General features: G+C 64.6%; 21 protein-coding genes and 1 pseudogene. 11 read left to right on the forward strand and 11 right to left on the reverse strand.

From position 1 onward, the window contains the following. The 3 genes from hisG to X733_RS152540 form a co-directional block, all read right to left on the reverse strand. Complete coding sequence (hisG, locus tag X733_RS152550) at nt 1-702, reverse strand: ATP phosphoribosyltransferase (RefSeq protein ID WP_023818646.1); 702 nt, start codon at nt 700-702, stop codon at nt 1-3. Further along, complete coding sequence (locus tag X733_RS152545) at nt 699-1,820, reverse strand: ATP phosphoribosyltransferase regulatory subunit (RefSeq protein WP_023818647.1); 1,122 nt, start codon at nt 1,818-1,820, stop codon at nt 699-701. Before X733_RS152545 ends, hisG begins: the two co-directional genes overlap by 4 nt. A gap of 240 nt (nt 1,821-2,060) precedes the next feature. Beyond that, complete coding sequence (locus tag X733_RS152540; RefSeq protein ID WP_023818648.1) at nt 2,061-3,464, reverse strand: HisS family protein; 1,404 nt, start codon at nt 3,462-3,464, stop codon at nt 2,061-2,063. Nucleotides 3,465-3,667: 203 nt separating this feature from the next. Between X733_RS152540 and X733_RS152535 the strand changes: the two genes are divergently transcribed. Further along, nucleotides 3,668-3,910, forward strand: coding sequence for a hypothetical protein (locus X733_RS152535; protein ID WP_023818649.1), 243 nt, complete (start codon nt 3,668-3,670; stop codon nt 3,908-3,910). Between the two features lie 137 nt (nt 3,911-4,047). Here the strand turns inward: X733_RS152535 and X733_RS152530 are convergent, their stop codons facing one another. Further along, nucleotides 4,048-4,686 (reverse strand): DNA-3-methyladenine glycosylase I, encoded by a 639-nt coding sequence (locus X733_RS152530; RefSeq protein ID WP_023818650.1) that lies wholly within the window; start codon nt 4,684-4,686, stop codon nt 4,048-4,050. A gap of 209 nt (nt 4,687-4,895) precedes the next feature. Here X733_RS152530 and X733_RS152525 point away from each other — a divergent pair, with 209 nt between their 5' ends. Both X733_RS152525 and X733_RS152520 read left to right on the forward strand, forming a co-directional pair. Beyond that, nucleotides 4,896-5,642 carry a L,D-transpeptidase gene (locus X733_RS152525; RefSeq protein WP_023750650.1) on the forward strand — a complete coding sequence of 249 codons (747 nt, stop codon included), beginning with the start codon at nt 4,896-4,898 and terminating at the stop codon, nt 5,640-5,642. A 271-nt stretch (nt 5,643-5,913) separates the two neighbouring features. Then, on the forward strand, nt 5,914-6,834 hold the full coding sequence (locus X733_RS152520; RefSeq protein ID WP_023670547.1) for a bifunctional 5,10-methylenetetrahydrofolate dehydrogenase/5,10-methenyltetrahydrofolate cyclohydrolase: 921 nt from the start codon (nt 5,914-5,916) through the stop codon (nt 6,832-6,834). Nucleotides 6,835-6,838: 4 nt separating this feature from the next. Here X733_RS152520 and glcF read toward each other — a convergent pair whose 3' ends face one another. The 4 genes and pseudogenes from glcF to X733_RS152505 form a co-directional block, all read right to left on the reverse strand. Continuing rightward, a complete protein-coding gene (glcF, locus tag X733_RS152515) occupies nt 6,839-8,164 on the reverse strand; it encodes a glycolate oxidase subunit GlcF (protein WP_023818651.1) in 1,326 nt (441 codons plus the stop codon). Between the two features lie 4 nt (nt 8,165-8,168). Further along, complete coding sequence (locus X733_RS152510; RefSeq protein ID WP_023818652.1) at nt 8,169-9,380, reverse strand: FAD-binding protein; 1,212 nt, start codon at nt 9,378-9,380, stop codon at nt 8,169-8,171. A gap of 235 nt (nt 9,381-9,615) precedes the next feature. Beyond that, nucleotides 9,616-11,104, reverse strand: a pseudogene (locus X733_RS01000000166180) (FAD-linked oxidase C-terminal domain-containing protein). A 258-nt stretch (nt 11,105-11,362) separates the two neighbouring features. Next, the gene (locus X733_RS152505) at nt 11,363-12,685 is read right to left on the reverse strand and encodes a DUF3422 family protein (protein ID WP_023818654.1); all 1,323 of its coding nucleotides are present in this window, start codon (nt 12,683-12,685) and stop codon (nt 11,363-11,365) included. 205 nt (nt 12,686-12,890) lie between these two features. Between X733_RS152505 and X733_RS152500 the strand changes: the two genes are divergently transcribed. Genes X733_RS152500 through X733_RS152490 form a run of 3 tightly spaced genes read left to right on the forward strand, consistent with a single transcriptional unit; the run spans nt 12,891 to nt 15,660 of the window. Further along, nucleotides 12,891-13,688, forward strand: a complete 798-nt coding sequence (locus X733_RS152500; protein WP_023818655.1) for an FCD domain-containing protein — start codon at nt 12,891-12,893, stop codon at nt 13,686-13,688. A gap of 12 nt (nt 13,689-13,700) precedes the next feature. Then, nucleotides 13,701-14,837 (forward strand): alpha-hydroxy acid oxidase, encoded by a 1,137-nt coding sequence (locus tag X733_RS152495; RefSeq protein WP_023727716.1) that lies wholly within the window; start codon nt 13,701-13,703, stop codon nt 14,835-14,837. Between the two features lie 55 nt (nt 14,838-14,892). After that, nucleotides 14,893-15,660, forward strand: coding sequence for a metallophosphoesterase family protein (locus X733_RS152490; RefSeq protein WP_023818656.1), 768 nt, complete (start codon nt 14,893-14,895; stop codon nt 15,658-15,660). Here the strand turns inward: X733_RS152490 and X733_RS1000000168000 are convergent. Beyond that, the gene (locus X733_RS1000000168000) at nt 15,657-15,797 is read right to left on the reverse strand and encodes a hypothetical protein (protein WP_006206855.1); all 141 of its coding nucleotides are present in this window, start codon (nt 15,795-15,797) and stop codon (nt 15,657-15,659) included. The two genes, X733_RS152490 and X733_RS1000000168000, sit on opposite strands and share 4 nt — an antisense overlap. A 277-nt stretch (nt 15,798-16,074) precedes the next feature. After that, the gene (locus X733_RS152485) at nt 16,075-16,773 is read right to left on the reverse strand and encodes a type 1 glutamine amidotransferase (RefSeq protein WP_023751995.1); all 699 of its coding nucleotides are present in this window, start codon (nt 16,771-16,773) and stop codon (nt 16,075-16,077) included. A gap of 85 nt (nt 16,774-16,858) precedes the next feature. Here X733_RS152485 and X733_RS152480 point away from each other — a divergent pair, with 85 nt between their 5' ends. The 4 genes from X733_RS152480 (at nt 16,859) to X733_RS152465 (ending at nt 20,912) form a co-directional block, all read left to right on the forward strand. Beyond that, nucleotides 16,859-17,506, forward strand: coding sequence for a hypothetical protein (locus X733_RS152480; RefSeq protein WP_023686822.1), 648 nt, complete (start codon nt 16,859-16,861; stop codon nt 17,504-17,506). A 31-nt stretch (nt 17,507-17,537) separates the two neighbouring features. After that, the gene (locus tag X733_RS152475) at nt 17,538-18,272 is read left to right on the forward strand and encodes a 16S rRNA (uracil(1498)-N(3))-methyltransferase (RefSeq protein ID WP_023818657.1); all 735 of its coding nucleotides are present in this window, start codon (nt 17,538-17,540) and stop codon (nt 18,270-18,272) included. A 114-nt stretch (nt 18,273-18,386) separates the two neighbouring features. Continuing rightward, nucleotides 18,387-19,760, forward strand: coding sequence for a glutamate--cysteine ligase (locus X733_RS152470; protein ID WP_023681841.1), 1,374 nt, complete (start codon nt 18,387-18,389; stop codon nt 19,758-19,760). A 90-nt stretch (nt 19,761-19,850) separates the two neighbouring features. Beyond that, complete coding sequence (locus X733_RS152465; protein WP_023818658.1) at nt 19,851-20,912, forward strand: DUF937 domain-containing protein; 1,062 nt, start codon at nt 19,851-19,853, stop codon at nt 20,910-20,912. A gap of 234 nt (nt 20,913-21,146) precedes the next feature. Here the strand turns inward: X733_RS152465 and X733_RS152460 are convergent, their stop codons facing one another. Then, nucleotides 21,147-21,437, reverse strand: coding sequence for a DUF1127 domain-containing protein (locus X733_RS152460; protein ID WP_023670560.1), 291 nt, complete (start codon nt 21,435-21,437; stop codon nt 21,147-21,149). Between the two features lie 178 nt (nt 21,438-21,615). Here X733_RS152460 and X733_RS152455 point away from each other — a divergent pair, with 178 nt between their 5' ends. Beyond that, nucleotides 21,616-22,572 carry a LysR substrate-binding domain-containing protein gene (locus X733_RS152455; RefSeq protein ID WP_023670561.1) on the forward strand — a complete coding sequence of 319 codons (957 nt, stop codon included), beginning with the start codon at nt 21,616-21,618 and terminating at the stop codon, nt 22,570-22,572. Nucleotide 22,573: the final 1 nt, after the last annotated feature.

Raw genomic sequence — 22,573 nt, forward strand, 5'->3', positions numbered from 1 at the left:
TCAAGGGGGAGGGAGCGCGCTCATCTTCGCGGCTATTTCCCGCACTAGCGCCTCATCCGCAGCAGCACGATCTTTCCTGGCAGCCACGAGGCAGGCCTGCGACTTCAGCACAACCCCATCGGCCAGCACCTTGAGATGGTTGGCGCGCAGGGTCGAGCCGGTGGTGGTGATGTCGACGATGACGTCGGCGAGGCCTGCCGCCGGTGCGCCTTCGGTGGCCCCGAGGCTTTCGACGATGCGGTAGACCTGGATGCCGTGCTTTTGCGAGAAGAACTGCTGCGTGAGCCGCCAGTATTTGGTTGCGATCCTCAGTCGCCTGCCGTGGCGCTGGCGGAAATCGGCGGCGACATCGTCGAGATCGGCCATAGTATCGACGTCGAGCCAGTTGCCGGGCACCGCGACCACGACATCGGCATGGCCGAAGCCGAGGCGAGCGACGATTTCGGCGCGCGCCTCCCAGTCGGCGAGGTTTTCGCGCAGCAGATCCTCGCCGGTAATGCCGAGGTCGACCGAACCTTGCCCAATCTCGCCGGCGATTTCGGACGCCGACAGGAACGCCACCTCGATGCCCTCCGTGCCGTCGATGCGGGCGCGGTACTGGCGCTCATCGCCGGGCAGACTGACGGCAAGCCCGGCCCTGGCCAGCACCTCCAAGGCCTGCTCCTTGAGCCGGCCTTTCGATGGGATCGCCAGCGTGATCATTGCGGCTCTCCCCGCAGCGCTTCGATGCGGTCGAGCCAGACGGAGAAGCCGACGCCGGGGATCGGCGTCTTGGCGCCGAGCAGGGTCAGCAGCCGGTCGTAGCGACCGCCGCCGGCCAGCGGCCGCTCGCCACCAAGTGCTGCGATCTCGAAGACGATGCCGGTGTAGTAATCCAGCGGACGGCCGAAGGCAGCGTCGTAGCGGATCGTCTTTGCAGGCAGGCCATGCGCCTCGATGGCTTTGGCGCGGGCGGCGAATTTTTCCAGCGCCGCGCCCAGCGAAAGCCCGGCAGAGGCCGCAAAACTTTCGAGCGCAGCACTCGAGCCGTCGAGCGGCACGTCGATGGCGAGAAAATCCCTGAGCGCCGCAAACGCTTCGTTCGACAACCGCACGCTGCGCAGTTCGGCCTTTTCGATCAGCCGCCGGGCAATGTCGGCGGGCGCGCGTCCGCCGGATGCCAGCAGGCCGGCCTCTTCCATGCCGCCGGCAATGTGGGCGGAAAGCGCTTCGAGATCGCCATCGAGGACAAGGGCCGCGACTTCGCCGTCAAGCTGACCGTTGCGTGGCGGGTTGGCGAGATCGGACAACGCTGCCTGCAGCATCGGCGCCGAACCGAAGGCGCGCGCAAGTCGCATGCGCCAGCCGCGCGGCAGGCCGAGGGCCGCCAGCACCGCCTCGAAGATGGTCTGGTCGCCAAGCGTGATCGCAAGAGGTTGCGCCGGCAGCACCAGCTGCAGCAGCGCGTGCGCATCGGCCAGCGAACGCGCATCGGCCTCGGCCGTATCGCGGTCGCCGAGATCCTCGATGCCGGCCTGAAAGAACTCGTTGCCGCCCTCGCGGCGCTGGCGGAACACTTCGCCGAGATAGGAATAGCGGCGCGGCGTGCCGGCCTGCGAGGCGATGTGGTCGAGGCAGACGGGGATGGTGAATTCGGGCCGCAGACACAGCGTCTTGCCGGTCTCGCTTTCGGTGAGAAAGATGCGGCGGCGCAGATCCTCGCCGGCCATGTCGAGGAATGGGTCGGCCGGCTGCAGCACCGCGACCTCGACCGCATGGGTGTTGCGGGTGGCGAAGAGTTTGGTGATTTCGGATGCGATGGCGGGATAGCGGGAGGTCATGCGTGGCGCGAGGCACCCCCCTCTGGCCTGCCGGCCATCTCCCCCTCAAGGGGGGAGATTGGCAGCTCGGAGCGCAGCGCCTCTTCTTCAACGCCGGAGATTGGCGAAACCATGCGCGACATCCAATCTCCCCCCTTGAGGGGGAGATGGCCGGCAGGCCAGGGGGGGGTGCCTCGCGCTGGCGTTTGNTCCAATCTCCCCCCTTGAGGGGGAGATGGCCGGCAGGCCAGAGGGGGGCGTTCAAGCGCCACCCTTCGCACGGTCAGCGGCCTGCACCGCCAAAATCTTCCTCACCTCGGCGACCAGCTCTCCCTCCGCCACCGTCACCTGCGCCGGGCGGGCAGCCCGCCATTCAGCGTTGTCGGCGATTTCAGCGGACATGCGCGCGCCTTCGATCAGATCCTTGATCTGCAACTCGCCCTTGGCGCGCTCATCGCCGCCCTGGATGATCGCGACCGGGCTACCGCGGCGGTCGGCGTATTTCAGCTGCGCCTTCATGCCGGCGCCGCCGAGATACATCTCTGAGCGGATGCCGGCGGCGCGTAGCTCTGCGACCATCTTCTGGTAGCGGCCAAGGCTTTCCGTATCCTTGTCCATGACCAGCACGACGACCGGCGCGATGACATCGGTGGTGTCCAGCTTGCNGCCACCGCCGACCGAACCGAAGCGCACGATCTGGCCGTCTTCGTTGGGGATTTCGGCGAGCAATTCGGCTTCGAAGACCGGGCCGGTGTAGTATTCGAGGCCGCGCACGACGGAGCGGTCCATGGCGATGCGATCTTCGCCATATCCGGCCGCCCTGACCAAGGCTTCAATCGTCGCGAGCTCGCCGACGCCTTCTTGGTAAGTAGAGTTCGAGCTCACTATGGAAACCTGGTCGACCTGTGCGTTCCTTGCCGTGGCGAGAAGAACTGCTTCAGCTTGCCCGTCGTCCAAACCAGCGCCCTTGGCGAAGTCGCCCTCGCCTTCCTTGCCGCCATCCCATCGGCCCGGCCCAAGCAGAAGCTTCACGCCTTCCGGCCCGAGCTTGTCCAGCTTGTCGATGGCGCGCAGCACGGTCAGCCGGCGGCCAGCATTCTCATCGCCGCCAAGGCCAATCGCCTCCAGCACGCCATCCAGCACCTTGCGGTTGTTGACCCGGATGACGTAGTCGCCGCGTTTGATGCCGAGCGCTTCCATCACGTCGGCCATCATCATCGCCATCTCGGCGTCGGCGGCGACGCCCGGCGTGCCGATCGTGTCGGCGTCGAACTGCATGAACTGGCGGAAGCGGCCGGGGCCGGGCTTTTCATTGCGGAACACCCAGCCGGAGCGGTAGCTGCGATAGGGCTTCGGCAGCTTTTCAAAATTTTCGGCGACGTAGCGCGCCGTCGGCGCGGTCAAATCGTAGCGCAGCGACAGCCACTGCTCGTCATCGTCGTGGAAAGAAAATACGCCCTCATTAGGCCGGTCCTGGTCGGGCAGGAACTTGCCGAGCGCATCGGTGTATTCGATCAGCGGCTGGTCGGCCGGCTCGAAACCGTAGAGCTCATAGACCGAACGGATCGTCGCCATCATCTTCTCGACGGCGCGGATATCGTCGGCGCTGCGGTCGGCAAAGCCGCGCGGCAGCCGCGCTTTCGTCTTTTCCGATTTGTCGGCCATGGGATGGGTCTTTTCGCTAAGTAATCGATGACTTATTTGGAGTCGGCGTGTCCTAACCGAAGCGGCTTGGTGCGGCAAGGGTTTGCGCTCTTTCCTTCTCCTTCGAAACAAAACGCACCAAAAGGAAACAATTCCGCCATCGGCGCGGCATCGTGCCGACACAATCAGAGCCGATAAGCGCGCCGAAACAAAGGGTTGGGGCCATGACTGCGGCACGCAAATTCGATATCAGAGACGGCGGCTTGCATGAAGTCCGGCTGCGGCCGGCCGAGAGCCGTGCGCAGGTGACGGCGAGCCCCGGTCCGTTTGAGGTCACTGCCGACGAGCGCAAGGGTTCCACCGTGCGCGAGGCGCTGATGACTGGATTGCTGGTGATTTATCCGGCCTTTGCGGCACTGGCGGCGATTGTCGCCGGGCTTTTTCTGACGGGCGCCAGCGGGACGTGAGTTCCTTACCCTCCCCCTTGTGGGGAGGGTCGACGCGTAGCGTCGGGGTGGGGGTGCGGCGCCAAGATACCCCCACCCGCGCCTTCGGCGCGACCTCCCCACAAGGGCCCACAAGGGGGAGGTCGGGGGACAGCGCCCTAGTTCGGCCTCTTAAAGGCCTTGCGTTCCTTCTCCACCTGCTCCCGGCACACGCACCCTTCGAGATGGTCATTGACCAGGCCCATCGCTTGCATGAAGGCATAGACCGTCGTCGGTCCGACAAAGCTCCAGCCGCGCTTTTTCAACTCCTTCGAAATCCTGATCGAAACCGCTGTCGTCGGGTTGGCGCGTAGATGCGCCAGGTTCACGACTGCCGGCCGCTCCTCCGGGCCTGGCTCGAACTTCCAGAACCAGGCGGCCAGCGAGCCGAATTCGTCGACCATTTCGCGTGCGCGTTTGGCGTTGTTGATGGTCGAGACGATCTTGCCGCGGTGACGGATGATGCCGGCATTGGCGACCAAGCGCTCGACATCCTCGTCGGTGAAGGCGGCGACCTTGTCGAAGTCGAAACCGGCGAAGGCCTCGCGGAAATTCTCGCGCTTGCGCAGAATGGTCAGCCAGGACAGGCCGGACTGAAAGCCTTCCAGGCAGATTTTTTCGAACAGCCTGCAGTCGTCGGCGACCGGCCGGCCCCATTCATGGTCGTGGTAGTGCAGATAGTCCGGCAGATTGCCGTGCCAGAAGCAGCGCGTGATCCCGTCGGAGCCGGTAAGCAGTCCGGTGTTGTCTTGCGCCATGGCCAATCCATCCGTTAACGCGCTTTCGCGCTGCATTTACCGCGGCTTTACCAGATTCCTGAACCCGGCGGTAACCACTCCAAAAGGTTTACTGACAAAGCGGCATTTTACGCATTCCGATTCATGTTTCGGTTGCCGCTTCGCGCCAAGGATCGCGCAACCGGGGGCAAGTTCCGCCTCCGTCCGTTCGACGATCAAGGTGCGTTCCGATGAAGATCTTTTTGCGTTCCGTGCTCGGCGCCGTGGCCATTCTGGCCGCCGGCGTCACCTCGTCTGCCGCCAACGACCGCTATGCCGACAGGCCGCCGGTTATGGTGAGCCCCGACCTTTCAGCGCCCTGGGTGCTGCAGCTTGGCCGCGCGCCCGGCATCGTGCGGCAGAGCCGCCAGTTCGTGCAGCAGCAGCCACGCCTTCGCTATGCGCAGCCGGCGCGACCCGATCGGGTGCGCACTGCTTCCGTGCAGGCGCCGGCCAAGCGCGTGGTGATGCGGCCGCAGATCAATCCGCTCTACCTGCCGCAGGAAGTCGCCTATGACGGCCCGCAGAAGCCGGGCACGATCGTCATCGATACGACGCAGAACTTCCTGTTCCTGGTCGAGAAGAACGGCAAGGCGCGGCGCTATGGCGTCGGCACCGGCAAGCCTGGCTTCGAATGGTCTGGCACGCACAAGATCACCAACAAGCGCGTCTGGCCGGACTGGCGCCCGCCAGCGGAGATGATCAAGCGAGAGGCCGCCAAGGGCCGCTACCTCCCGACCTATCTGGCCGGCGGCGAGGAAAACCCGCTTGGCGCCCGCGCGCTCTATCTCGGCACGACGGAATACCGCATCCACGGCACCAACCAGCCATGGACCATCGGCGGCTCGGTGTCTTCCGGCTGTATCCGCATGCGCAACGAGGACGTGGTTGACCTTTACGAGAGGGTCAATGTTGGAACGACCGTGGTCGTGATATAGTCGGCTACCGAATCATCTGGTTCAGAAGGCTAGACCTTCAGGGATCGGGAAGAGTTTACGGGGGACGGGCCGTGTGGGGATGCGGCCAGTCAGAAAAGGGCAGCCTGGGAAACCGCGCTGCCCTTTCTCTTTGCGGCGGTAGCTGAGCCAGGCTGCGCCAGAACGTCGCGCCAGGGGGATGACGGTTCGCTTTCACGCTGCCTTGCCGCATTTCCCCTGCTATAGGGACGGCCAAACTCCCCTGCGCCAAACTCGCTGCAAAGGTTCAGCCATGTCTCCGCCAGACGATAGCCGCTATCTCCGGGGCGGTCCGGTCGCCCAGCGCATCATGGCATCCGTACGCGAGGATGCCGCCATCGCCACCGCCGAAGGTTTTCCGCCCAAGCTGGTGTCGATCACCGTCGGCGATACCGCTGCCGTCGATGTCTATGTGCGCAACCAGCGCGCCAAGGCCGCCCTTGCCGGGATCGGTTTCGAGGAGCGGCGGTTCCCCGCCGACATCAGCGCCGGCGAACTCGAGGCGGCGATCCATGGCCTGAACGCCGACCCGCGCGTCACCGGCATCATCATCCAGCGGCCGGTGCCGGCCCACATCCCGATCAAGACGCTGCAGGCTGCGGTGCATCCGCTGAAGGACGTCGAGGGCATGCATCCCGCCTCGATCGGCAACATCGTCTACAACCAGCTCGATCTCGCGCCCTGCACGGCGGCGGCCTCGGTCGAGCTGTTGAAGGAAACCGGCCTCGACCTCAAGGGGCTCGAAGTCGTCGTCGTCGGCCATTCCGAGATCGTCGGCAAGCCGATTGCCTTCCTGCTGATGAGCGAAGGCGCAACGGTGACGGTGTGCCATCACATGACGCGCTCGGTGGCCGCCCATGCGCGCCGCGCCGACGCACTGTTCGTCGCCGTCGGCAAGCCCAGGCTGATCAAGGCCGACATGGTGAAGCCCGGTGCGGCCGTCATCGACATCGGCATCAATTCCGAGATCGGCCCGGACGGCACGAGCCGCATCGTCGGCGACGTCGACACCGAGAGCGTGAAGGAAGTCGCGTCCTGGATCACGCCGGTGCCCGGCGGCGTCGGTCCGATCACCGTGGCGATCCTGCTGCGCAACACAATGGTAGCGCTCAGCCGCCAGCGCGCGCGCTACCAGGCGACGTATGGCGTGGTGGACCGGCTGGCAGCGGAATAGCTGCTTACTCGGCGGCGACCAGGTTTCCTTCGGAGACGCCCTCCGGCTTCGGACCACCATAGGCCCAGTCGAGCAGCTTGATCGTGTGCACCACCGGCAGCTTCGCGGCGGAAGCGATCTGGGTGATGCAGCCGATGTTGCCGGTGGCGACGATTTCGGCGTCGGTCGCCTCGATGTTCTTCACCTTGCGGTCACGCAACCTTGCGGAAATCTCCGGCTGCAGGATGTTGTAGGTGCCGGCGGAGCCGCAGCACAGATGCCCCTCGCGCGGTTCGCGCACGACGAAGCCTGCCTTGGACAGCAATTCCTTCGGCTGGCGGATGATCTTCTGACCGTGCTGCATCGAGCAGGCGGAGTGATAGGCGACGACGGTGCCGGGTTTGCGCACCGGCTCGGGCAGGTCGAGGCTTGCGAGATATTCGGTAATGTCCCTGGCCAGCGCCGAGACCCGCGCGGCCTTGTCGGCATAGGCCGGATCGAGGCGCAGCATGAAGCCGTAGTCCTTGATCGTTGTGCCGCAGCCGGACGCGGTGATGACGATGGCATCGAGCCCGCCCTGGTCGATGGCACGCGTCCACGCATCGACATTCTGCCGGGCCGAGGCAAGGGCTGCTGCCTCGCGGCCCATATGATGGACCAGCGCGCCACAGCAGGCTTCGCCCTGCGGCACCACGACCTCGACGCCAAGCCTGGTCAGCAATGCAATCGTCGTCTCATTGATGGCGGGGTCGAGCACCGATTGGGCGCAGCCGGTGAGGATGGCGACGCGACCTTTCTTCGTCCCCTTGCCAGCATGGACGCCGGGAGAGGCCATTGGCGAGACCGTCGGGATCGAGGCCGGTGCCAGCTTCAGCATCGCGCTGAGCGGCTTCAGGGCCGGCACCTTTTCGAACAGACCAATGAACGGCTTGCCCAGTCTCGCCAGTTTCAGCGCGGCACGAAAGCCCCCGGGATAGGGCAACACGAAGGCCAGCATGGCGCGGGTGAGCCGGTCGAGCAGCGGCCGCTTGTAAGTTTCCTCGATATGGGCGCGGGCATGGTCGACCAAGTGCATGTAATTGACGCCCGACGGGCAGGTCGTCATGCAGGCGAGGCAGGACAGGCAGCGGTCGATATGGGTGACGATCTCCTTGTCGGCCGGGCGGCCATTCTCCAGCATGTCCTTGATGAGATAGATGCGGCCGCGCGGCGAATCCAGTTCGTTGCCAAGCGTCACATAGGTCGGGCAGGTGGCGGTGCAGAAGCCGCAATGCACGCATTTGCGCAGGATCTTCTCCGATTCCGCGACATGCGGATCAGCAAGCTGGGCAAGGGAGAAGTTAGTTTGCATTATCTTAGCCTTGGGCCATGCGGCCGGGATTGAGGATGGACTTGGGATCGAACTCGGCCTTGAGCCGTGCCGACAGTGCGGCCATATGCGGTGCCTGCGGCTCGAACACCGGAACGGCGGCGCGATGCGAAGGGGTGGCGCGCACCAGCGTGGCGTGGCCGCCGCCAAGCTTTCTGATCAGCCCGCGCAGCAGGGCGGCCTCGGGATCGCCCTCCTCCATGCGCAGCCAGACCAGCCCGCCCTGCCAGTCGTAGAAGGCGCTGACACCGATCTGCATGCGCAGCGTCAGCACCATCTGATGGGCCTGAGACGGCGCCATGGAGACGCGCCAGACCGGCTTTTCGCTACGGTCGGCGAATGGCGTGCAGTCCCTTATGTCACGCCAGAGGGAATGCGAGGCCTCGCCTGCAATCTCCTGCAGCGGGCCCGCATTTTTGAGCAGGGTTTTCAGTGCCTCGATGCGGTAGGCGACCGAAGGGCCGAAGCCTTCGACGCGCAGCAGCGTTGCGGCGTCGGCCCCGAGACTGCCGCCGGCAACGCGCGCGGCGGTGCGCTCGGGCAGATGGGCGGCGCTCGACACTTCGGCGCTGGAGCCTAGCGCCAGCGCCATGGCGGCAGCCGCCGCATCGTCGAGCAAGCCGCGCACGGCAAGCGTCACCTCGATCTCGGCCGCCGGCAGCACCTTGAAGGTGACATCGGTGAACACGGCCAGCGTGCCCCAGCTGTTGGCCATCAGCTTCGACAGATCGTAGCCGGTGACATTCTTGACGACGCGGCCGCCGGACTTGAAAGCCTCGCCGCGTCCGGCAACCGCATTGATGCCCAGAATATGGTCGCGCGCGGCGCCCGCCTTCAGCCGGCGCGGGCCGGACAGGTTCGCGGCAAGCACACCGCCGATCGTGCCTCTTCCCTTGATGCCGCCGAACAATGGGCCGTAGTCCATCGGCTCGAAAGCAAGTTGCTGGCCGTTTTCGGCGAGCAGGCTTTCTATATCGGAAAGCGGTGTGCCGGCCTTCGCCGACAGCACCAGTTCGGCCGGCTCGTAGAGCGTGACGCCGGTGAGTTTTGAGAGATCGAGCGTGTGCTCGGTTTGCGATGGCCGACCGATGCCGCGCTTGGAGCCGTGGCCGATGGTCTCCAGCGGCGATTCCTCCGCAGCCGCCCATTGGACGGTGGAGAGGACTTCGGTGGACGAGGTGGGAGTGAAGGTGGTCATGGCGACGCGCCGATTGCGAGTGCAGAGACGTCGAGTTCCTTCGTGCCCCCCTCTGTCCTGCCGGACATCTCCCCCACTTGGGGGGAGATTAGCAGCTTTGGCGACCGCGCCTCTCTAGCAACGTCGAAGATTGGCGAAGGCAGAGATGACTGGTGATCTCCCCCCTTGTGGGGGAGATGTCCGGCAGGACAGAGGGGGGCGCGAAGGATCGCCGACGTGAGACATTCCGCCCCCATCAAAACCTCGGAATATCCGGAAACGCGACCTGCCCGCGATGCACATGCATGCGTCCAAGCTCCGCGCAGCGGCGCAGTTGCGGGAACACTTTTCCCGGGTTGAGCAGATGATTGGGGTCGAAGGCGCATTTGACGCGCATTTGCTGATCGAGGTCGATCTGGTTGAACATTTCAGGCATCAAGTCGCGCTTCTCGACGCCGACGCCGTGCTCGCCGGTCAAGACGCCGCCGACCTTGACGCAGAGCCGCAAGATGTCGGCGCCAAAACTTTCCGCCTTGTCGAGTTCGCCCGGCACGTTGGCGTCGTAGAGGATCAGCGGATGCAGATTGCCGTCGCCGGCGTGGAAGACATTGGCGACGCCAAGGCCGTATTTCTCCGACAGTTCGCGCATGCCGGCGAGCACACGCGGCAATTCCTTGCGCGGGATGGTGCCATCCATGCAGTAATAGTCGGGTGAGATGCGGCCGACCGCCGGGAAGGCCGCCTTGCGGCCGGCCCAGAAACTCAGCCGCTCCTGTTCGGATTGCGAGATGCGGCAGGTGGTGGAGCCGTTCCTGTAGGCGATCGCTTCGACGAGACCGATCAGGTGATCGACCTCGACGCCCGGCCCGTCGAGTTCGACGATCAGCAGCGCCTCGACATCAAGGGGATAGCCGGCGTGGACGAAATCTTCCGCGGCATGGATCGCCGGCCGGTCCATCATCTCCATGCCGCCAGGGATAATGCCGGCGCCGATGATGTCGGCGACGCATTGGCCGCCCTGCTCGCTGGTCGGAAAGCCGATCAGCAGAGCGCGCGCCGTCTCCGGCTTCTTCAGGATGCGTACCGTGACCTCGGTGACGACGCCGAGCAGGCCTTCGGACCCCGTCATGACGCCGAGGAGATCATAGCCTTCCGAGTCCAGATGATTGCCGCCAAGCCGCACCACCTCGCCGTTCATCAGCACCATCNAGCACATTGTTGGCGGTCAGGCCGTATTTCAGGCAGTGCACGCCGCCGGAATTTTCCGCGACATTGCCGCCGATCGAGCACGCGATCTGGGAGGATGGGTCAGGGGCGTAGTAAAAGCCCTCCTGCTCGACGGCAATGGTGATGCCAAGATTGGTAACGCCTGGCTGAGCGACGACGATGCGGTCGGGATAGTCGATGGCCAGAATGCGGTTGAAGCGGCTCATGACCAGCAGCACGGCATCCTCGAGCGGCAGCGCGCCGCCCGACAACGAGGTTCCGGAGCCGCGCGGCACGACACGGATGTTGCGGTCGTTGCAGTATTTCAAGATGCGCGACACCTGCGCCACCGTTTCCGGCAGCACCACGACCAGCGGCAATTGCCGGTAGGCGGTGAGGCCGTCGCTTTCGAAGGCGCGCATCTCATTGGTGGCGTCGACGACGCCCTCGCCCGGCACGATGATGCGCATGTCCGCGACGATCTCCGCCCGCCTTCGCATAGTGGCGTCGTCTGGCTTGGGCATGACAAGGCCGGACATCGGCGGCGTTCTCCGCTTGGCTGGTAAAAATCTTTTACCAGTTACATCTGGATGTTGCAAACACCGCGTCGGGCAAAGAGCGTACTGCCAGCCTTCCGCAGCGGCAATCTGCCGCTATTCACCCTCCCCCTTGTGGGGAGGGTCGCGAACGCAGTGAGCGGGGTGGGGGTCCGCGCGACGAAGCTCTTTACGAGCACCCTCACCCCGATCCGCTATGCGGATCGACCCTCCCCACAAGGGGGAGGGTAAAGTGCGCTCCTACTCCCCCGGATGTTTCGCCGGCTCGGAGTGCATCCGCCTGACTCGCCGCACGCCCCACCAGACCAGCAGGATGGCGACCGGCACCGCGACGGCCGTGACGACTTCCGGTGCAAAGGCATGGCCGAAGATCGAGGCGCCCTTGGCGAGATAGGAGATCAGGCCGACGACATAGTAGGACACTGCCGCCACCGACAGGCCTTCCACCGTCTGCTGCAGCCGCAGTTGCAGCCGGGCGCGGTTGTTCATCGACGCCAGCAGATCGCGGTTCTGCTTCTCGACCTCGACATCGACCCAGGTGCGCAGCAGCGTGGTGGCGCGGGTTAGTTTGCGCGACAGGTTGGCCTGGCGCTCCTCGACCGACCGGCATGTGCGCATGGCGGGTGCAACCCGGCGCTGGAGGAAGCCACGCCAGGTGTCGTAGCCGGGCACCGCCTCTTCCTCCAGCGCCTCCAGCCGCTCGAGGACGATGCCGTCATAGGCGCGGCTGGCACCGAAGCGATAGAGGCTGGAGGCGGCATCGGCTTCCAGCTCGGCGGCAAGCTCGGTCAGGTCGGCGAGCAGCGTCTGGCTGTCGCGGGTTTCAGTGACCTTCATTTCCAGCGTGGTCTGCGCCAGCCGGTCTTCGATGCGGCGGGCGCGGCTCGACAGGGTCAGCGCCAGCGGCAGGCCGAGCATGGCAAGCGTGCGGTAGGTCTCGACGTCGATCAGCCGCTGCGACAGCGCGCCGGTCCGCGCCGGCGTCAGGCCGCGATCAAGCACCAGGATGCGGGTCAGGCCGTCGCCGTCCTGGCGGAAATCGGTGACGATGGCCGCATTGCCGCGCTCGACCAGCGAATAGCAGAGGCTCGTCGGGTCGAAGGCCGCAATCAGCTTCTCGCTTGCCGGCGTCCATTTGCGGATCTCCAGCCTTATGCCTGAGATCACCGTTCCCGGCGGCGAGAACCCGTTGCCGAAAGGAGAATCCTCCTGCGCCCTGCCGCTTTCGGCAAGCGGCCCTTCCCAAAGATAGGTCGAGAATTCCGTATGCCGCTCCCAGCGCAGCGTACCCTTGCCCCACTTCATGGCGTGGTGGCGGGCATGACGGTCGGGCGCCGCGATGCCGAGGCGCCGCGACAGTTCGGAGAGCACGGCCATGTCGACGCCGGAGCCGCCCTCGGTCATGAAGGCGAGTTGCACAAGCACGCGCGGCTTCTCGATCAGCGGATGCGGCCGGGCATGGACCTCGCCGATCGCGCCGGGCCGTCCCTCATGCGCGGGAAAGCCCATCACGCTGCCCTGGGCGCGCGGCTGGAATTCGAGGTTGGACGTCTCGTCCGACACGGTGGTCCCCCTGTTCTCGACCCTTCGTGTGATGGCGTCCTCTAAAGGCAATCCATGAGGCGCGTAAACACCAAAGTCTAGCATCGTAGGTCCTGCCGGCGCGACGCGCAGACCGACCCGATTGGGCGAATTGGATAAATAATTTGACCAGTTGGCGAGGCTGGCTTTATCTTGCGCGACACCGGTTCAATTTCCCAGGCCCCCGTTGAGCGATATTTTCTCCAGGATCGAGCATTCGCGCACCGCCGACGAGGTGGTGCAGCTGATCGAAAGCCTGATCCTTGAAGGCGTGCTGCGCACCGGCGACCGGCTGCCGGGCGAGCGCGAGCTGGCGCGCCAGTTCGACGTGTCGCGGCCGATCCTGCGCGATGCGCTGAAGGCGCTGGAAGGGCGCGGGCTGCTGATCACCAAGGCCGGCGGCGGCACCCATGTCGCCGACGTCATCGGCCAGTTGTTCACCAAGCCGGTGACCGACCTCATCTCGATGCACCGCAAGGCGGTGACCGACTATCTGGAATACCGCCGCGAGATCGAAGGTGTTGCGGCCGAATATGCGGCGCGGCGCGCGACAGCGGACGACATTGCGCTGCTCGACCGCATCGTGGCGCGCATGGACGAGGCGCACCGCACCGGCGATTTCGACGACGAGGCGGAAATCGACGTCGAGTTCCACCATGCTGTGTGCGAATGCGCGCACAACATCATCCTCTTGCACACGCTGCGCTCCTGCTACCGGCTGCTGTCTGAAGGCGTGTTCCAGAACCGGCTTCTGGTGTTCAGCGTGCCCGGAGCGCGCGAGGCGCTGCTGGCCCAGCACGGCGCGATCTACAAAGCCGTGAAGGCCGGCGATCCCTCAGCAGCCCGCCAGGCGGCGATGGACCATATCTCCTATGTCGAGCGCTCGATGCTCGAGGCCGAACGCAGCGGCGACTGGCAGCGCGTGTCGCGGCTCAGGCTCAAGCAGCGCTCCGACGCCGGCGACGGCTTCAAGACGACTGGCTAACGAGGAACCACCATGAGCGACATCCTCACCATTGCCGATCTCAAGGACCTGGCGCGCCGGCGGGTGCCGAAGATGTTCTTCGACTATGCCGATTCCGGCGCCTGGACCGAAAGCACCTACCGCGCCAACGAGGAGGACTTCCAGAAGATAAAATTCCGTCAGCGCGTGCTGGTCGACATGAGCAACCGCTCGCTGGAATCGACCATGATCGGCGAGAAAGTGGCGATGCCGGTGGCGCTTGCCCCAACTGGAATGACCGGCATGCAGCATGCCGATGGCGAGATGCTGGCCGCGCAGGCGGCAGAGGAATTCGGCGTGCCGTTCACGCTGTCGACGATGAGCATCTGCTCGATCGAGGATGTCGCGTCGGTGACCAAGAAGCCGTTCTGGTTCCAGCTCTACGTGCTTCGCGACAAGGATTTCGTGCTCGACCTGATCGACAGGGCGAAGGCTGCAAAATGCTCGGCGCTGGTGTTGACGCTCGACCTGCAGATCCTGGGGCAGCGCCACAAGGATGTCCGCAACGGGCTGTCGGCGCCGCCCAAGATGACGCTGGCCAACATTGCCAACATCGCCATGCGGCCACGCTGGCTGATGGGCATTGCCGGCACCAAGCGCCGCACCTTCCGAAACATTGTCGGCCATGCCAAGGGCGTCGGCGACGTCGCTTCGCTGGCATCGTGGACTACGGAGCAGTTCGACCCGCACCTGTCGTGGAAGGACGTCGCCTGGATCAAGGAGCGCTGGGGCGGCAAGCTGATCCTGAAAGGTATTCTCGACAAAGAGGACGCGCTGATGGCGGTCGAGACCGGCGCCGACGCCATCATCGTTTCCAACCATGGCGGGCGCCAGCTCGACGGCGCATCGTCGTCAATCATGGCGCTGGAGGAGATCGCCGATGCCGTCGGCGACAGGATCGAGGTGCATATGGACGGCGGCATCCGCTCGGGCCAGGACGTGCTGAAGGCGCTTTGCCTCGGCGCCAAGGGCACCTATATCGGCCGCCCGTTCCTGTACGGGTTGGGCGCCATGGGCAAGCAAGGCGTGACCCTGGCGCTGGACATCATCCGCAAGGAGATGGACATCACGCTGGCACTGTGCGGCAAACGGCTGGTGACCGAGATGGGCAAGGACCAGTTGCGGCGATAGGGTCTTGTTCACCGATTAGACCCTAGCCTCGCTGGATCACGGAGACGAAGCCGCCTTGATCGAGACCGGCATCCACTACCTCGACGCGCGCGCGCCCGATGGCATGCGCCTCTATGCGATCGGCGACGTGCATGGCCGGCTCGATCTGCTCGCCGCCATGCATCGCCGCATCGAGAGCGAACTCGAATACAAGCCGACCAGCGATTGGCGCGTCATCCACCTCGGCGACTATGTCGACCGCGGACCAGAGTCCAAGGGCGTCATAGACTTCCTGATCGAGGCACAGAAACGCGATCCACGGCATCTGATGCTCGCCGGCAACCACGATATCGGCTTCGTCGATTTTCTCGACGAGCCTGACCCGGAAGGGCTGTTCATCCGCTATGGCGGCGTGCAGACGGCACAATCCTATGGCGTCGACCTAGCGGGACACGCAAGCTGGTTCGGCAAGGCCGAGGCGTTACGGCGGGGACACCAGGCACTGGTCAATGCTGTACCGCAAGCCCATGTCGACTTCCTGCGGTCGCTGCAATTGTCACTGATATCAGGTGATTTCTTCTTCTGCCATGCTGGCGTCAGGCCTGACGTGCCGCTGGAGAGCCAGAGCCCGCAGGATCTGGTCTGGATCCGCGACGTCTTCCACAACCATCCAGGGCTTTACCCGAAGGTGATCGTGCACGGCCACACACCGGTGCCGGAGGCGGAGGTGATGCCGAACCGCGTCAATGTCGACACGCTCGCCTGGCAGTCAGGCATGCTCAGCGCGCTCGCCGTGGACGGCGCGGACAAGCGTATCCTGACTGTGCAGGGAAAAGCGTTTTAGCGAAGCGCGGCGGTGACGCCGTAGCCGTCGACGGCCTGATGGTTGTTGGCCGCATCGGCGGAATAAATGCCGAGACCGCACAAAACGATGGCAGACAGCATGACAAAGGACAGAAGCGCTGCTTTCACGGACGTCATCTCTAGTTGAGCTTCCTGCATCTGGGCACGAGGCGGTTACCAATGGGTTGAAACCGAGAATTCGTCTCAAAGTTTCGACGATTTCGCGCTTGTAGGTCGATTCTGTATCGGCGGTGTGTCGCGCGGATCACACAGAAGGTTCATCGCGGTTGCATTGCCGATGCATAGCGCGCGCCTTGTAGGATAGCGTTCGGCCACAAACCAAGGACGAAAGAAGTTGTCCCCGGCAGATTCCCCGCCGCGTGCCAATTATGCAACGGCCGCGCGTTGGCTGGGTTCAGATCGTCGCCACCCAGGCGCGGGCAATGGCCAAGCCCGCGGCATCAGCCTCGGGGCCGTTGAGAGCCATTTCGCTGTCGAGGCGATCGTGCCAGTCGGGATGGCGATCGGCAATCAGCGGCGCGAAGGACGTGCTCCAGTCCCTCACCATCGGCCGGTCGGCCTCGAAATGGAACTGGAAGCCGTAGACGGCGCGGCCGATACGGAACGCCTGGTTCTCAGCAATTTCGCTGCCGGCAAGCCGCACCGCATTTGACGGCAGCGCGAAAGTGTCGTCGTGCCATTCGAAGATGGGGAAATCCTGGGGAAGTGCGCCAAGCACCGGATCGGTTCTGGCGTCCGGCGTCAGCGATACCTTGTGCCAGCCGAATTCCGAGGCGGCGCCGATCTGGTTCTCACCGCCGAAAGTGCGGGCAACCAACTGGCTGCCCAGGCAGATACCGAGAACCGAGCGATCCTTGGCGGCGAAATCGCGGGTCAGTTCGAGCAGCGCCGGGAAATACGGGTAGTCATCGTCGGCCAGCGCATTCTGACCGCCGCCAAGCATCACCATGGCATCGTGTCCGGTCGCGTCGTCCGGCAGCGCATCGCCCTTGTAGGGCCGGCGCAGGTCGAGATCGGCGCCGGCTTCGGCGAGCGCGGCACCAACCTGGCCAAGGCCGGTGTTGTCGTAGTTCTGGACCACCAGCACCCGCATCGCAAAACCCTGCTGACATGAAATGACGCGACGAGCGATATCATGTCGCCGTATTGCAGCCAAGATGCGTATTCGGGAGAGAGCTATGCCACTGCAGAACCGGGTCGATCCGTTCGGCGCCATCCATGCCATATCCGAGCGCGGCCTGTTCACCGGCAATCGCGGCATCATCCACGATCCTGAGACCAAGACGCTGCTGAAAAAGCGTTGGGCCTTGCCGGCCTGGATCATCTGCGTCTGCCAATTCCGCAATGCGCGGCGCGAGCCGATGGGCAGGAATCGGCCGGGCGGCAGGGCCGGCTGGACCGAGTTGTTCTTCCTCGACGAGGTGACGGCGCTGGCCGCCGGGCACCGTCCCTGTTTCTATTGCCGGCGTGAGCGAGCCACGGATTTTGTCGGGCGTTTCGGCAAAGTCTTCGGTGTAAACGAACCGCGCGCGCCAATGGTGGACAAGCGGCTGCACAAGGAGCGGCTGGCTTCGGGCGGCAAGCCACCTGATGTCACCATGGGAGAGCTTGCCGAATTGCCGGACGGAGCGATGATCGCGGATGGCGGCTCGGCCTATGCGCTGCGCGGCGGCAACGCGCTGCCCTGGTCGTTCGCAGGCTATGGCGATGCGGCGGCCTTCGACAGCCTTGCCGGCCGGTCGCTGCGCCTGCTCACACCGGCCACGACCGTTTCGGTGCTGCGGCACGGTTTTGAACCGGTGTGGCATCGTTCCGCCGAGACTTGACGCCAGGCACCGCCTCGCCCATTCCTCGGCGATGCGCGCCAATTACAAGATGCAGCGGCTGTTCGTGCCGGACGACCTCGCGGCAGGCATCGAATTCGATGCCGGCCAGCAGCAGAGCCATTATCTCACGCATGTGCTGCGGCTCGGCGAAGGCGCCGAGATCCTGGTCTTCAACGGCCGCGACGGCGAGTGGTCGGCGGCGATTGCCACCAGGTCGAAAAGGGCGGTGCGGCTGAAGGTGCTGGCCTCGCAGCGGCCGCAACCGCCGCTGCCCGATCTCGTCTATTGTTTCGCGCCGCTGAAACAGGGCCGGCTCGACTATCTCGTGCAGAAGGCGGTGGAGATGGGCGCCGGCATCCTGCAGCCGGTGATCACCCAGCACACGCAAGTGGCAAAACCCTCCATCGACCGGCTGCGCGCGAATGTCGTCGAGGCGGCCGAGCAATGCGGCATACTGGCGGTGCCGGAAGTGCGCGAGGCCGAGAAATTCGAGCGCCTGCTCTCCGGCTGGGACAAGGAACGCCGGCTTATCTTCTGCGACGAGGATGCCTCGACCAACAACCCGCTGCCGGCATTGCAGGCGGTGCCGGAGAGGAAGCTGGCGCTGCTGGTCGGGCCGGAAGGCGGCTTTTCCGATGACGAACGCAAGATGCTGCGGGCGCTCCCCTTCGTCACTGCCATCCCGCTCGGACCGCGCATCCTGCGCGCTGACACAGCAGCTGTAGCGGCGCTTGCGGTGATGCAGGCGACGGTCGGAGACTGGTAAGAGGCGTAAAGATCAATTCCTGTTGACCTGTGGCTCAGGATTTTTCGCTTGATCGGCTGCTGACATTTCGTCCATTTAGCGCCGGCGGGCTCCGAGAGCCGCAGAGGGGGCCCCATGGCGCGCGACACAACCGATTTCCGGCCAATCGAAGACATCGACGAACTGGTCGAGCATCTGGCCGAAGGCAACAAGCCGCGCGACAAGTGGCGCATCGGGACCGAGCACGAGAAGTTCCCCTTCTATGTCGACGGGAACGCGCCGGTGCCCTATGGCGGCGAGCGCGGCATCCGCGCCATCCTCGAAGGCATGCAGCAAAAGCTCGGCTGGGACCCGATCATCGATGACGGCCGCATCATCGGCCTGGTCGAGCCGACCGGACAGGGCGCGATCTCGCTGGAGCCGGGCGGCCAGTTCGAGCTGTCGGGCGCGCCGCTGGAAACGATCCACCAGACCTGCCGCGAGGGCAATGCGCATCTGGCGCAGGTACGCGAGATCGCCGAGCCGATGGGCATCCGCTTTCTCGGCCTCGGCGGCAGTCCGAAATGGTCGCTCGCCGAGACGCCGAAAATGCCGAAATCGCGCTACGAAATCATGACCCGCTACATGCCGAAGGTCGGCACCAAGGGTCTCGACATGATGTATCGCACCTGCACCATCCAGGTGAACCTCGACTTCGAAAGCGAAGCCGACATGCGCCGCAAGATGCAGGTGTCGCTGAAGCTGCAGCCACTGTCGACGGCGCTGTTTGCCAACTCGCCCTTCACCGACAGCCGGCCGAACGGGCTGCAGAGCTGGCGCGGCGACATCTGGCGCGACACCGACAACCAACGCTCGGGCCTGCTCGAATTCTGCTTCTCGCCCGAGTTCGGCTTTGCCGACTATGTCGAATGGGCGCTCGACGTGCCGATGTATTTCGTCATCCGCGACGGCCACTATCACGACATGACGCACATCACCTTCCGCCAGTTCATGGCCGGCGTTGCCCGCAATGAAGTACCGGACGGACTGCCGACCATGGGCGACTGGGCGAACCATCTGTCAACGCTGTTCCCTGACGTCAGGCTGAAGCGCTTCCTCGAAATGCGCGGCGCCGATGGCGGGCCGTGGCGCCGCATCTGCGCGCTGCCGGCCTTCTGGGTCGGGCTGCTCTATGACGAGGCCGCGCTCGACGCCGCCGAGGCGCTGACTTCGAGCTGGACGTATGAAGAAACGCTGGCGATGCGCAATGCGGTGCCGGAACAAGGCATTTCCGCGCCGTTCCGCAACACGACGCTGCGTGAGATCGGCCGCGATGTAATGACCATTTCGCGCCTTGGGCTGAAAAATCGCGGCAGGAAGAACCGCGACGGCTATGACGAGACCTCGTTCCTCAACACGCTGGACGAAGTCGTGGCGCGCGGTACCACCAGTGCCGAGGAAATGCTGTCGGCCTACCACACGCGCTGGGGCGGCTCGATCGAGCCGGTGTTTATGGAATATGCGTATTAGCGTCGCGCCTTGAGCAGCGGCAAAAGCCGCTTCAATCGAACATCGAAACGAACTAGGTTCTCCCTGGAGGATTTCCGGGAGGAGAAACCGATGCCTACCTTGTTCGACATATTGGCGCAGGCGCAGAACGGCAACGGCATGCAGGCGCTTGCCCAGCAGTACGGGCTTTCCATGCAGCAGACGCAGGCGGCTGTCGCCGCTCTGCTGCCGGCCTTCTCGCAAGGGTTGCAACGCAACACCGCCGATCCCTATGGGCTAGGCGCCTTCATGACGGCGATGGCGAGCGGCCAGCACGCGAAATATTTCGAGGACGCGACCAGGGCTTTCTCACCGCAAGGCGTCAATGAGGGCAATGGCATTCTGGGTCATCTGTTCGGCTCGAAGGAGCTGTCGCGCGCGGTGGCCAGCCAGGCCGCGCAGGCGACCGGCGTCAGCCAGCAGATCCTGCAGCAGATGCTGCCGGCCATCGCTTCGATGGTGATGGGCGGATTGTTCAAGCAGACGACAAACCAGTTGACCGGGGGTCAGATGCAGGCCGCCGGTGGCTTCGGCGGCGGCAGCAATCCGCTCGGCGAGATCATCGAACAGATGATGCGGCAGGCGGGCGGCGGGGCACAGCCTGCGCCGCAGCCAGCACCCAATCCTTACGGTGAGAACCCGCTGGGCAAAGTGCTGCAGGACATGTTCGGCGGCGGCGCCCAACAGCCGCAAAGCCAGCCGCAACAGGCGCCCAACCCCTATGGCGACAATCCGCTCGGCAAAGTGCTGCAGGACATGTTCGGCGGTGGCGCGGCACAGCAACCGCCGGGCCGGCCGCAGCAACCAACACAGCCGCAACAGACGCAGAGCCCTTACGGCGACAACCCGCTGGGCAAGATTTTTGAAGAGATGATGCGGCAAGGCGGTGGTGGCGGCTTCGGCCTGCCCGGTGGGCAGCCGGCGCCGCAGCAGCCGCAAGCACCCCAGCCGCGACAGGCACCGCAGGAGCGCCAGGCGCCGCAACCGCAGGCCAATCCGAGCGGCAGGCCACGCAATCCGTTCGACGATATTTTCGGCAAGATGTTCGAGACCGGCGCCCAGCAGCGCGACGACTATCAGAAGGGCGTGGAAACGATCTTCGACCAGTTCAAGCGGGACATGGACCGGCGGTAGTTGGCGGTAGTTGGGCGCTGACCTTCGCGGCTTCGGAGCAAGGAACGAAGCGACGCGGCGCAGACCGCACGATGACGACGGAGCTTTAAAAGAAAAAGCCCGGTCCTGGAGGAGGACCGGGCCAGTGTGCAGGCTGGCCGGCGGGGAACCGGCAGGGAGTGGGGAGCCTGCTATACTCGTTGGTCGCGGCGAGCCTGAGAAAGGTTCACGGCAACCGAAACAATGCGCCCGATATCACGCTATCTGGCGGGCGAGATCTTCGATCGTATCGGCACGATCGCTCGCAATCGCACGCAGCTTCACGGTCGGATCGGCGCCGAACGGCACATCGATGGCGACATGGAGGTCCGCGCGCGTCAGGCCGATATCGGCGAGTTCGGCGTCCGACATCTCGCCGAGGCGATAGAAGGCCCGGCGATTTTTCCAGGCCTGGTAGGCATTGAGAAGGGTGTTGGCCACGCGCGTCGCAACGGCCGGACGCGAGGTGATGCGCGAGGTCTCGGTGGCGAAATCAAACGTGGTCATGTCGGTCTCCTTCAGACTCGAACTGGACAAGACCAGGCGATCGGCGCTGGGGACAGCGGCCGTTCCGGTCTCGATTCACATGCTTTCATGTGGACAATGTGAATTTGCCACGCACCGATTGATTAATCCAACGAATGTTTCTAATCTTTAGCATCAACGCTAGTGATGGATTGGACCGATGAAAGCGCCACTCGATCTCGACCAGTTGCAGACCTTCATCTCGATTGCCGATACCGGCAGCTTTACCCGCGCGGCCGAGGAAGTGCTGCGCACGCAATCGGCGGTGTCGATGCAGATGCGCCGGCTGGAAGAGCGGATCGGCAAGCCGCTGTTCGAAAAGGACGGCCGCACCAACAGGCTGACCGAGGAAGGCGACAAGCTGCTCTCCTACGCGCGCCGCCTGCTCTATCTCAACCGCGAAACGCTGGCCGCCTTCGATGACCAGCGGCTCGAAGGCACCATCCGCATCGGCACCCCCGACGACTATGCCGACCGGTTCCTGCCCGAAATCATGGCACGCTTCACGCGCTCCAACCCACGCGTCGAGCTGACCGTCATCTGCGAGCCGACACCAGGCTTGGTCGAGCATATCAAGCGCGGCAATCTCGATCTTGCGCTGGTGACGCACAACGACACGCGCGGCCAGTCGGAAGTGGTGCGGCGCGAGCCGCTGCTATGGGTGACCTCGGCCAACCATGCCACGCACGAACAGGAAGTGCTGCCGATGGCCTTCGGCCGGCCGAACTGCATCTGGCGGCGCGCCGCCGTCGATGTGCTCGACCGGCAAAGCCGCGACTATCGAATCCTGTTCACCAGCTTCTCGGCCACCGTCATCACCGCCGCGGTGCTGTCGGGGCTGGCGATCTCGGTGCTACCGGAATGCGCGCTGCGGCCCGGCATGCGGGTGCTGGGCGAAGCCGACGGTTTTGGCGCCCTGCCCGACTGCCGCATCGGCATCATGCGCGGCCAGACCTCGCGGCCCGAAATCGTCGACGCGCTGGCCCGGCACATCTCGGAAAGCCTCGACAATATTTCCGTGCCGCTCGGCGAAGAAACGGGAAGCTTCGATTTTGCCTCGCTCGCCTTCGCCAAGATGAAGCGGAGCAAGCCGAACCAGATCCTGCCTGGCTGGTAGG

This window comes from Mesorhizobium sp. L2C066B000, from assembly GCF_000502335.1.
Classification (GTDB): domain Bacteria; phylum Pseudomonadota; class Alphaproteobacteria; order Rhizobiales; family Rhizobiaceae; genus Mesorhizobium.

Excerpts from the sequence above, each read along its gene's own strand:
- X733_RS152535 (WP_023818649.1), top strand. The coding sequence starts at position 3,668 with ATGACTGCGGCACGCAAATTCGATATCAGAGACGGCGGCTTGCATGAA.
- X733_RS152545 (WP_023818647.1), bottom strand. The coding sequence starts at position 1,820 with ATGACCTCCCGCTATCCCGCCATCGCATCCGAAATCACCAAACTCTTC.
- glcF (WP_023818651.1), bottom strand. The coding sequence starts at position 8,164 with ATGCAAACTAACTTCTCCCTTGCCCAGCTTGCTGATCCGCATGTCGCG.
- X733_RS152455 (WP_023670561.1), top strand. The coding sequence starts at position 21,616 with ATGAAAGCGCCACTCGATCTCGACCAGTTGCAGACCTTCATCTCGATT.
- X733_RS152465 (WP_023818658.1), top strand. The coding sequence starts at position 19,851 with ATGCCTACCTTGTTCGACATATTGGCGCAGGCGCAGAACGGCAACGGC.
- X733_RS152530 (WP_023818650.1), bottom strand. The coding sequence starts at position 4,686 with ATGGCGCAAGACAACACCGGACTGCTTACCGGCTCCGACGGGATCACG.
- X733_RS152460 (WP_023670560.1), bottom strand. The coding sequence starts at position 21,437 with ATGACCACGTTTGATTTCGCCACCGAGACCTCGCGCATCACCTCGCGT.
- X733_RS152510 (WP_023818652.1), bottom strand. The coding sequence starts at position 9,380 with ATGACCACCTTCACTCCCACCTCGTCCACCGAAGTCCTCTCCACCGTC.
- hisG (WP_023818646.1), bottom strand. The coding sequence starts at position 702 with ATGATCACGCTGGCGATCCCATCGAAAGGCCGGCTCAAGGAGCAGGCC.
- X733_RS152480 (WP_023686822.1), top strand. The coding sequence starts at position 16,859 with ATGCCACTGCAGAACCGGGTCGATCCGTTCGGCGCCATCCATGCCATA.
- X733_RS1000000168000 (WP_006206855.1), bottom strand. The coding sequence starts at position 15,797 with ATGACGTCCGTGAAAGCAGCGCTTCTGTCCTTTGTCATGCTGTCTGCC.
- X733_RS152520 (WP_023670547.1), top strand. The coding sequence starts at position 5,914 with ATGTCTCCGCCAGACGATAGCCGCTATCTCCGGGGCGGTCCGGTCGCC.
- X733_RS152495 (WP_023727716.1), top strand. The coding sequence starts at position 13,701 with ATGAGCGACATCCTCACCATTGCCGATCTCAAGGACCTGGCGCGCCGG.
- X733_RS152470 (WP_023681841.1), top strand. The coding sequence starts at position 18,387 with ATGGCGCGCGACACAACCGATTTCCGGCCAATCGAAGACATCGACGAA.
- X733_RS152485 (WP_023751995.1), bottom strand. The coding sequence starts at position 16,773 with ATGCGGGTGCTGGTGGTCCAGAACTACGACAACACCGGCCTTGGCCAG.
- X733_RS152475 (WP_023818657.1), top strand. The coding sequence starts at position 17,538 with ATGCGCGCCAATTACAAGATGCAGCGGCTGTTCGTGCCGGACGACCTC.
- X733_RS152525 (WP_023750650.1), top strand. The coding sequence starts at position 4,896 with ATGAAGATCTTTTTGCGTTCCGTGCTCGGCGCCGTGGCCATTCTGGCC.